Genomic DNA, 10,005 nt, shown 5'->3' on the forward strand with positions numbered 1-10,005 from the left:
AGGTTGGAAAAAAATTCCAACCCTTTTGGCTTTTGAAAGGAAAAATAAATGACCAAATTACTTGTAGGCTTGGGAAATCCAGGAGATAAATATTTTGAAACAAAACACAATGTTGGATTTATGTTGATTGACCAACTAGCGAAAAAACAAAATGTCACTTTTACACATGATAAGATATTTCAAGCTGACCTAGCATCCTTTTTCCTAAATGGAGAAAAAATTTATCTTGTCAAACCAACGACATTTATGAATGAAAGTGGAAAAGCGGTTCATGCTTTATTGACTTATTATGGTTTGGATATTGAAGATTTACTCATCATTTACGATGATCTTGACATGGAAGTTGGAAAGATTCGTTTAAGAGCAAAAGGTTCAGCAGGTGGTCATAATGGTATCAAGTCTATTATTCAACATATTGGAACCCAAACCTTTAATCGTGTTAAGATTGGAATCGGAAGACCTAAAAATGGCATGTCAGTTGTTAACCATGTTTTGAGTACCTTTGACAAGGATGATTATATCGGTATTTTACAGTCTATTGACAAAGTTGACGACTCTGTAAACTACTATTTACAAGAGAAAAACTTTGAAAAAACGATGCAGAGGTATAACGGATAAATGGTGACCTTATTAGATTTATTCTCAGAAAATGATCAGATAAAAAAATGGCATCAAAATCTGACAGATAAGAAAAGACAATTAATGTTAGGTTTGTCAACTTCTACAAAAGCTTTAGCAATAGCTAGTAGTTTGAGACAGGAAGATAAGATTGTGTTATTGACGTCAACTTATGGAGAAGCAGAAGGACTTGTTAGTGATCTTCTATCTATCTTGGGTGAGGAATTTGTCTATCCATTTTTGGTAGATGACTCCCCTATGGTAGAATTTTTGATGTCTTCACAAGAAAAAATCATTTCACGGGTTGAAGCCTTGCGTTTTTTGACTGATTCATCTAAGAAAGGGATTTTAGTTTGTAATATCGCAGCAAGTCGATTGATTTTACCGTCTCCAAATGTATTCAAAGATAGTATTGTAAAAATCTCAATCGGTGAAGAATATGATCAACACGCGATTATCCATCAGTTGAAGGAAATTGGCTATCGAAAAGTTACACAAGTACAAACTCAAGGCGAATTTAGTCTTCGAGGAGATATTTTAGATATTTTTGAAATATCCCAGTTAGAACCTTGCCGAATTGAGTTTTTTGGTGATGAAATTGATGGTATCAGGTCATTTGAAGTAGAAACACAATTATCGAAAGAAAATAAGACAGAACTCACCATATTTCCAGCTAGCGACATAATTTTGAGAGAAAAGGATTATCAACGAGGTCAGTCAGCTTTAGAAAAACAGATTTCAAAAACGTTATCACCTATTTTAAAATCATACTTAGAAGAAATTCTTTCAAGTTTTCACCAAAAACAAATGCATTCTGATTCACGGAAATTTTTATCTTTATGCTATGATAAGACATGGACTGTATTTGATTATATTGAAAAAAACATACCAATATTCTTTGATGATTATCAAAAATTGATGAATCAGTATGAAGTCTTTGAAAGAGAATTAGCGCAGTACTTTACAGAAGAATTACAGAATAGTAAAGCATTTTCTGATATGCAGTATTTTGCTGATATTGAACAAATCTATAAAAAACAAAGTCCGGTGACTTTTTTCTCTAATCTTCAAAAGGGACTAGGAAATCTCAAGTTTGACCAAATTTATCAATTTAATCAATATCCTATGCAGGAGTTTTTCAATCAATTTTCTTTTTTAAAAGAAGAAATTGAACGATACAAAAAAATGGATTACACTATTATCCTGCAATCTAGCAATTCAATGGGAAGTAAAACATTGGAGGATATGTTAGAGGAATATCAGATTAAATTGGATTCCAGAGATAAGTCAAGAATCTATCAACAATCTGTAAACTTAATTGAGAGTAACCTAAGACATGGTTTTCATTTTGTAGATGAAAAGATTTTATTGATAACTGAACATGAGATTTTTCAAAAGAAATTGAAACGTCGTTTTCGAAGACAGCATGTTTCAAACGCAGAGAGATTAAAAGATTACAATGAACTTGAAAAAGGAGATTACGTTGTTCACCATATTCATGGGATTGGTCAATATCTAGGAATTGAAACAATTGAAATCAAGGGGATTCACCGTGATTATGTTAGTGTTCAATACCAAAACGGGGATCAAATCTCTATCCCAGTAGAACAGATTCATCTACTGTCTAAATATGTTTCAAGTGATGGGAAAGCTCCAAAACTCAATAAATTAAATGACGGTCATTTTAAAAAAGCAAAGCAAAAAGTTAAGAACCAGGTAGAGGATATAGCAGACGATTTAATCAAACTCTATTCTGAGCGTAGTCAGTTGAAGGGTTTTGCTTTTTCAGCTGATGATGAAGATCAACATGCTTTTGATGATGCATTTCCTTATGTTGAAACGGATGATCAACTTCGTAGTATTGAGGAAATCAAGAGGGATATGCAAGATTCTCAGCCAATGGATAGGCTATTGGTTGGGGATGTTGGTTTTGGAAAGACTGAAGTTGCAATGCGTGCAGCCTTTAAGGCTGTCAATGATCACAAACAGGTTGTCGTTCTAGTTCCGACGACGGTTTTAGCGCAACAGCACTATACGAATTTTAAGGAACGATTCCAAAATTTTGCAGTTAATATTGATGTGTTGAGTCGCTTTAGAAGTAAAAAAGAGCAGACTGAAACACTTGAAAAATTGAAAAACGGTCAAGTCGATATTTTAATTGGAACACATCGTGTTCTGTCAAAAGATGTTGTGTTTTCTGATTTGGGCTTGATGATTATTGATGAAGAACAACGATTTGGTGTCAAGCACAAGGAAACCTTGAAAGAGTTGAAGAAACAAGTGGATGTCCTAACTTTGACCGCTACGCCAATCCCTCGTACCCTCCATATGTCTATGTTGGGAATCAGAGATTTGTCTGTTATTGAAACTCCGCCGACTAATCGTTATCCTGTTCAGACCTATGTTTTGGAAAAGAATGATAGTGTCATTCGTGATGCTGTTTTGCGTGAAATGGAGCGTGGAGGTCAAGTTTACTATCTTTACAATAAAGTTGACACGATTGACCAGAAGGTTTCAGAATTACAGGAGTTGATTCCAGAGGCTTCGATTGGTTATGTTCACGGACAAATGAGTGAAATCCAGTTGGAAAATACTCTACTAGACTTTATTGAGGGACAATACGATATCTTGGTGACGACTACCATTATTGAGACAGGGGTGGACATTCCAAATGCCAATACTTTGTTTATTGAAAATGCAGACCATATGGGCTTGTCAACCTTGTATCAGTTAAGAGGAAGAGTCGGCCGTAGTAATCGTATTGCTTATGCCTATCTCATGTATCGTCCAGAAAAATCGATTAGTGAAGTCTCTGAAAAGAGATTAGAAGCGATTAAAGGATTTACAGAATTGGGATCCGGATTTAAGATTGCTATGCGAGATCTTTCGATTCGTGGAGCAGGGAATCTCCTAGGAAAATCCCAGTCTGGTTTCATTGATTCTGTTGGTTTTGAATTGTATTCGCAGTTATTAGAGGAAGCTATTGCTAAACGAAACGGTAATGCTAACACAAGAACCAAAGGGAATGCTGAGTTGATTTTGCAAATTGATGCCTATCTTCCTGATACTTATATTTCTGATCAACGACATAAGATTGAAATTTACAAGAAAATTCGTCAAATTGACAGCTGTGTCAATTATGAAGAGTTACAAGAGGAGTTGATAGACCGTTTTGGAGAATACCCAGATGTAGTTGCTTATCTTTTAGAGATTGGTTTAGTCAAGTCATATTTGGACAAGGTCTTTGTTCAACGTGTGGAAAGAAAAGATAATAAAATTACAATTCAATTTGAAAAAGTCACTCAACGACTGTTTTTAGCTCAAGATTATTTTAAATCTTTATCCGCAACGAACTTAAAAGCAGGCATCGCTGAGAATAAGGGATCAATGGAGCTTGTATTTGATGTCCGAAATAAGAAAGATTATGAAATTTTAGAAGGTCTGCTGATTTTTGGAGAAAGTTTATTAGAGATAAAAGAGTCTAAGAAAGAAAATTCCATTTGATATTTTTCTTCTATAAAGTAGATAAAAATGGTACAATAATAAGTTGAGGTAATAAGGATGAGATTAGACAAATATTTAAAAGTATCACGAATTATCAAGCGTCGTACAGTCGCAAAGGAAGTAGCAGATAAAGGCAGAATTAAGGTTAATGGAATCTTGGCCAAAAGTTCAACGGATTTGAAAGTTAATGACCAAGTTGAAATTCGCTTTGGCAATAAGTTGCTACTTGTAAAAGTACTGGAGATGAAAGATAGTACAAAAAAAGAAGATGCAGCAGGCATGTATGAAATTATCAGTGAAACACGGGTAGAAGAAAATGTCTAAAAATATTGTACAATTGAATAATTCTTTTATTCAAAATGAACACCAACGTCGTCGCTACCTGATGAAAGAACGACAAAAACGGAATCGTTTTATGGGGTGGGTATTGATTTTGATTATGCTATTATTTATCTTGCCAACTTTTAATTTAGCGCAGAGCTATCAGCAATTACTCCAAAGACGTCAGCAATTAGCAGACTTGCAAACTCAGTATCAAACCTTGAGTGATGAAAAGGATAAGGAGACAGCATTTGCTACCAAGTTGAAAGATGAGGATTATGCTGCCAAATATACACGAGCGAAGTACTATTATTCTAAGTCGAGGGAAATAGTTTATACGATTCCTGACTTGCTTCAAAGGTGATAAAATGGAAAATTTATTAGATGTAATTGAGCAATTTTTGAGTTTATCAGATGAAAAGCTGGAAGAATTGGCTGATAAAAATCAATTATTGCGTTTACAAGAAGAAAAGGAAAGGAAGAATGCGTAAATTCTTAATTATTTTGTTGCTACCGAGTTTTTTGACCATCTCAAAAGTCGTTAGCACAGAAAAAGAAGTCGTCTATACTTCGAAAGAAATTTATTACCTTTCACAATCTGACTTTGGTATTTATTTTAGAGAAAAGCTAAGTTCTCCTATGGTTTATGGAGAAGTTCCTGTCTATGCGAATGAAGATTTAGTAGTGGAATCTGGAAAATTGACTCCTAAAACAAGTTTTCAAATAACCGAGTGGCGCTTAAATAAACAAGGAATTCCGGTATTTAAGCTATCAAATCATCAATTTATAGCTGCGGACAAACGATTTTTATATGATCAGTCAGAGGTAACTTCAACAATAAAAAAAGTATGGTTAGAATCTGACTTTAAACTGTATAATAGCCCTTATGATTTAAAAGAAGTGAAATCATCCTTATCAGCTTATTCGCAAGTATCAATCGACAAAACCATGTTTGTAGAAGGAAGAGAATTTCTACATATTGATCAGGTTGGATGGGTAGCTAAAGAATCAACTTCTGAAGAAGATAATCGGATGAGTAAAGTCCAAGAAATGTTATCGGAAAAATATCAGAAGGATTCATTCTCTATTTATGTTAAGCAACTGACTACTGGAAAAGAAGCAGGTATCAATCAAGATGAAAAGATGTATGCAGCTAGCGTTTTGAAACTCCCTTATCTCTATTATGCGCAAGAAAAAATAAATGATGGTCTTTATCAGTTAGATACGACTGTAAAATACGTATCTGCAGTCAATGATTTTCCAGGTTCTTATAAACCAGAGGGAAGTGGTAGTCTTCCTAAAAAAGAGGATAATAAAGAGTATTCTCTCAAGGACTTAATCACAAAAGTATCTAAAGAATCTGATAATGTAGCTCATAATCTATTGGGTTATTACATTTCAAACCAATCTGATGCCACATTCAAATCCAAGATGTCTGCCATTATGGGAGATGATTGGAATCCAAAAGAAAAATTGATTTCTTCCAAGATGGCCGGGAAGGTCATGGAAGCTATTTATAATCAAAATGGATTTGTGCTAGAGTCTTTGACTAAAACAGATTTTGATAATCAGCGAATTGCCAAAGGTGTTTCTGTGAAGGTAGCTCATAAAATTGGGGATGCGGACGAATTTAAGCATGATACGGGTGTTATCTACGCAGATTTTCCATTTATTCTTTCTATTTTCACTAAGAATTCTGATTATGATACGATTTCTCAGATAGCCAAGGATGTTTATGAGGTTCTAAAATGAGAGAACAAGATTTTTTAAATCATTTTCTCAAGAGAGGATATTTTAAAAAGCATACTAAGGTGGTGCTAGCTCTTTCTGGTGGATTAGATTCTATGTTTCTATTTAAGGTATTGTTTACTTATCAAAAAGAGTTAGAGATTGAATTGATTCTGGCTCATGTGAATCATAAGCAGAGAATTGAATCAGATTGGGAAGAACAGGAATTAAGGAAGTTGGCTGCTGAATCTGGACTTCCTATTTATGTCAGCAATTTTTCAGGAGAATTTTCAGAAGCGCGTGCACGAAATTTTCGCTATGATTTTTTTCAAGAGGTCATGAAAAAGACAGGTGCGACAGCCTTAGTCACTGCCCACCATGCGGATGACCAGGTGGAAACGATTTTGATGCGCTTGATTCGAGGTACTCGCTTGCGCTATCTATCAGGAATTAAGGAGAAGCAAGTAGTCGGAGAGATAGAAATCATTCGTCCCTTCTTGCATTTTCAGAAAAAAGACTTTCCATCAATTTTTCACTTTGAAGATACATCAAATCAGGAGAATCATTATTTTCGAAATCGTATTCGAAACTCTTACTTACCAGAATTGGAAAAAGAAAATCCTCGATTTAGGGATGCAATCTTAGGCATTGGCAATGAAATTTTAGATTATGATTTGGCAATAGCTGAATTATCTAACAATATTAATGTGGAAGATTTACAGCAGTTATTTTCTTACTCTGAGTCTACACAAAGAGTTTTACTTCAAACTTATCTGAATCGTTTTCCAGATTTGAATCTTACAAAAGCTCAGTTTGCTGAAGTTCAGCAGATTTTAAAATCTAAAAGCCAGTATCGTCATCCGATTAAAAATGGCTATGAATTGATAAAAGAGTACCAACAGTTTCAGATTTGTAAAATCAGTCCGCAGGCTGATGAAAAGGAAGATGAACTTGTGTTACACTATCAAAATCAGGTAGCTTATCAAGGATATTTATTTTCTTTTGGACTTCCATTAGAAGGTGAATCAATTCAACAAATACCTGTTTCACGTGAAACATCCATACACATTCGTCATCGAAAAACAGGAGATGTTTTGATTCAAAATGGGCATAGAAAAAAACTCAGACGTTTATTTATTGATTTGAAAATCCCTATGGAAAAGCGAAAATCTGCTCTGATTATTGAGCAATTTGGTGAAATTGTCTCAATTTTGGGAATTGCGACCAGTAATTTGAGTAAAAACACGAAAAATGATATAATGAACACTGTACTTTATATAGAAAAAATAGATAGGTAAAAAAATGTTAGAAAACGATATTAAAAAAATTCTCGTTTCACACGATGAAATTACAGAAGCTGCTAAAAAATTAGGTGCTCAACTCACTAAAGACTATGCAGGAAAAAATCCAATCTTAGTCGGGATTTTAAAAGGATCTATTCCTTTTATGGCTGAATTGGTTAAACATATTGATACACATATTGAAATGGACTTCATGATGGTTTCTAGCTACCATGGTGGAACAGCAAGTAGTGGTGTTATCAATATTAAACAAGATGTGACTCAAGATATCAAAGGAAGACATGTTCTATTTGTAGAAGATATCATTGATACAGGTCAAACTTTGAAGAATTTGCGAGATATGTTTATTGCAAGAGAAGCAGCTTCTGTTAAGATTGCAACCTTGTTGGATAAACCAGAAGGACGTGTTGTAGAAATTGAGGCAGACTATACCTGCTTTACTATCCCAAATGAGTTTGTAGTAGGTTATGGTTTAGACTACAAAGAAAATTATCGTAATCTTCCTTATGTTGGAGTATTGAAAGAAGAAGTGTATTCAAATTAGAAAGAATAATTTTTAATGAAAAAACAAAATAATGGTTTAATTAAAAATCCATTTCTATGGTTATTACTTATTTTTTTCCTAGTTACAGCTTACCAGTATTTTAGTACAGGTAGTGTTGCAGGGAAAAGTGAGCAAATTAATTATACAGAATTGGTAAAAGAAATTACCGATGACAATGTAAAAGAATTAACCTACCAACCAAATGGCAGTGTTATCGAAGTTTCGGGTGTTTATAAAAATCCTAAAACAAGTAGAGAAGAAACAGGCATTCAGTTTTTCACGCCATCTGTTACTAAGGTAGAGAAATTTACCAGCACTATTCTTCCTGCAGATACTACCGTATCAGAATTGCAAAAACTTGCTACTGACCATAAAGCAGAAGTAACTGTTAAGCATGAAAGTTCAAGTGGTATGTGGATTAATCTACTCGTATCCATTGTGCCATTTGGAATTCTATTCTTCTTCCTATTCTCTATGATGGGAAATATGGGAGGAGGAAATGGCCGTAATCCAATGAGTTTTGGACGTAGTAAGGCTAAAGCTGCAAATAAAGAAGATATTAAAGTAAGATTTTCAGATGTTGCTGGAGCTGAGGAAGAAAAACAAGAACTAGTTGAAGTTGTTGAATTCTTAAAAGATCCAAAACGATTTACAAAACTTGGGGCTCGTATTCCAGCAGGTGTCCTTCTGGAGGGACCTCCGGGAACAGGTAAAACTTTGCTTGCTAAAGCAGTCGCCGGAGAAGCAGGTGTTCCATTCTTGAGTATCTCAGGTTCTGATTTTGTAGAAATGTTTGTCGGAGTTGGAGCTAGTCGTGTTCGTTCTCTTTTTGAAGATGCCAAAAAAGCAGCGCCAGCTATCATCTTTATCGATGAAATTGATGCTGTTGGTCGCCAACGTGGTGTCGGCCTCGGTGGAGGAAATGATGAACGTGAGCAAACCTTGAACCAACTCTTGATTGAGATGGATGGTTTTGAGGGAAATGAAGGGATTATCGTCATTGCTGCGACAAACCGTTCAGATGTACTAGACCCTGCCCTTTTACGTCCAGGACGTTTTGATAGAAAAGTATTGGTTGGTCGCCCTGATGTTAAAGGTCGTGAAGCAATCTTGAAAGTTCATGCTAAGAACAAGCCTTTAGCAGAAGATGTTGATTTGAAATTAGTGGCTCAACAAACTCCAGGCTTTGTTGGTGCTGATTTAGAGAATGTCTTGAATGAAGCAGCCTTGGTTGCTGCTCGTCGCAATAAATCGATAATTGATGCTTCAGATATTGATGAAGCAGAAGATAGAGTGATTGCTGGACCTTCTAAGAAAGATAAGACAGTTTCACAAAAAGAACGTGAATTGGTTGCCTACCATGAGGCAGGACATACCATTGTTGGCCTAGTCTTATCGAATGCCCGCGTTGTTCATAAGGTTACAATTGTACCAAGAGGCCGTGCAGGCGGATACATGATTGCACTTCCTAAAGAAGATCAAATGCTTCTATCTAAAGAAGATATGAAAGAGCAATTGGCTGGCTTAATGGGTGGACGTGTAGCTGAAGAAATTATCTTTAATGTCCAAACTACAGGAGCTTCAAACGACTTTGAACAGGCGACACAAATGGCGCGTGCAATGGTTACAGAGTACGGTATGAGTGAAAAACTTGGCCCAGTACAATATGAAGGAAATCATGCTATGTTTGGTGCACAGAGTCCTCAAAAATCAATTTCAGAACAAACAGCTTATGAAATTGACGAAGAGGTTCGTTTATTATTGAATGAAGCACGAAATAAAGCTGCTGAAATTATTCAGTCAAATCGTGAAACTCACAAGTTGATTGCAGAAGCACTATTGAAATACGAAACATTGGATAGTACACAAATTAAATCTCTCTATGAAACAGGAAAGATGCCTGAAGCAGTAGAAGAGGAATCTCATGCATTATCTTATGATGAAGTAAAGTCAAAAATGAATGATGAAAAATAACCCAAAGAGAGGCAA

General features: G+C 35.1%; 9 protein-coding genes. All 9 read left to right on the forward strand.

From position 1 onward, the window contains the following. Positions 1–48: 48 nt before the first annotated feature. From pth to ftsH, 9 genes are read left to right on the forward strand one after another with little or no spacing between them, the layout of a single operon-like run. Positions 49–618, forward strand: coding sequence for an aminoacyl-tRNA hydrolase (gene pth / locus HT703_RS01270; RefSeq protein WP_000163938.1), 570 nt, complete (start codon positions 49–51; stop codon positions 616–618). Continuing rightward, positions 619–4,122, forward strand: coding sequence for a transcription-repair coupling factor (gene mfd / locus HT703_RS01275; RefSeq protein ID WP_054388172.1), 3,504 nt, complete (start codon positions 619–621; stop codon positions 4,120–4,122). Positions 4,123–4,179: 57 nt separating this feature from the next. Then, entirely contained in the window at positions 4,180–4,446 is a 267-nt protein-coding gene (locus HT703_RS01280) for an RNA-binding S4 domain-containing protein (RefSeq protein ID WP_001234978.1), read from the forward strand. After that, the gene (locus tag HT703_RS01285) at positions 4,439–4,807 is read left to right on the forward strand and encodes a septum formation initiator family protein (RefSeq protein ID WP_000041903.1); all 369 of its coding nucleotides are present in this window, start codon (positions 4,439–4,441) and stop codon (positions 4,805–4,807) included. The genes HT703_RS01280 and HT703_RS01285 overlap by 8 nt, the downstream gene beginning before the upstream one ends. A gap of 4 nt (positions 4,808–4,811) precedes the next feature. Then, complete coding sequence (locus HT703_RS11930; protein WP_000429334.1) at positions 4,812–4,934, forward strand: SP_0009 family protein; 123 nt, start codon at positions 4,812–4,814, stop codon at positions 4,932–4,934. Beyond that, complete coding sequence (locus HT703_RS01290; RefSeq protein ID WP_001224763.1) at positions 4,927–6,195, forward strand: serine hydrolase; 1,269 nt, start codon at positions 4,927–4,929, stop codon at positions 6,193–6,195. The genes HT703_RS11930 and HT703_RS01290 overlap by 8 nt, the downstream gene beginning before the upstream one ends. Beyond that, positions 6,192–7,469 (forward strand): tRNA lysidine(34) synthetase TilS, encoded by a 1,278-nt coding sequence (gene tilS, locus HT703_RS01295; RefSeq protein ID WP_054388171.1) that lies wholly within the window; start codon positions 6,192–6,194, stop codon positions 7,467–7,469. The genes HT703_RS01290 and tilS overlap by 4 nt, the downstream gene beginning before the upstream one ends. Before the next feature lie 4 nt (positions 7,470–7,473). Next, positions 7,474–8,016 (forward strand): hypoxanthine phosphoribosyltransferase, encoded by a 543-nt coding sequence (gene hpt / locus HT703_RS01300; protein ID WP_000892175.1) that lies wholly within the window; start codon positions 7,474–7,476, stop codon positions 8,014–8,016. A 15-nt stretch (positions 8,017–8,031) separates the two neighbouring features. Continuing rightward, positions 8,032–9,990, forward strand: coding sequence for an ATP-dependent zinc metalloprotease FtsH (ftsH, locus tag HT703_RS01305; protein WP_000744568.1), 1,959 nt, complete (start codon positions 8,032–8,034; stop codon positions 9,988–9,990). Positions 9,991–10,005: the final 15 nt, after the last annotated feature.

Source organism: Streptococcus sp. 3874, from assembly GCF_013276425.1.
GTDB classification, from domain to species: domain Bacteria; phylum Bacillota; class Bacilli; order Lactobacillales; family Streptococcaceae; genus Streptococcus; species Streptococcus pseudopneumoniae.

Excerpts from the sequence above, each read along its gene's own strand:
- pth (WP_000163938.1), top strand. The coding sequence starts at position 49 with ATGACCAAATTACTTGTAGGCTTGGGAAATCCAGGAGATAAATATTTT.
- tilS (WP_054388171.1), top strand. The coding sequence starts at position 6,192 with ATGAGAGAACAAGATTTTTTAAATCATTTTCTCAAGAGAGGATATTTT.
- ftsH (WP_000744568.1), top strand. The coding sequence starts at position 8,032 with ATGAAAAAACAAAATAATGGTTTAATTAAAAATCCATTTCTATGGTTA.
- HT703_RS01285 (WP_000041903.1), top strand. The coding sequence starts at position 4,439 with ATGTCTAAAAATATTGTACAATTGAATAATTCTTTTATTCAAAATGAA.
- HT703_RS01280 (WP_001234978.1), top strand. The coding sequence starts at position 4,180 with ATGAGATTAGACAAATATTTAAAAGTATCACGAATTATCAAGCGTCGT.
- HT703_RS01290 (WP_001224763.1), top strand. The coding sequence starts at position 4,927 with ATGCGTAAATTCTTAATTATTTTGTTGCTACCGAGTTTTTTGACCATC.
- mfd (WP_054388172.1), top strand. The coding sequence starts at position 619 with ATGGTGACCTTATTAGATTTATTCTCAGAAAATGATCAGATAAAAAAA.
- HT703_RS11930 (WP_000429334.1), top strand. The coding sequence starts at position 4,812 with ATGGAAAATTTATTAGATGTAATTGAGCAATTTTTGAGTTTATCAGAT.
- hpt (WP_000892175.1), top strand. The coding sequence starts at position 7,474 with ATGTTAGAAAACGATATTAAAAAAATTCTCGTTTCACACGATGAAATT.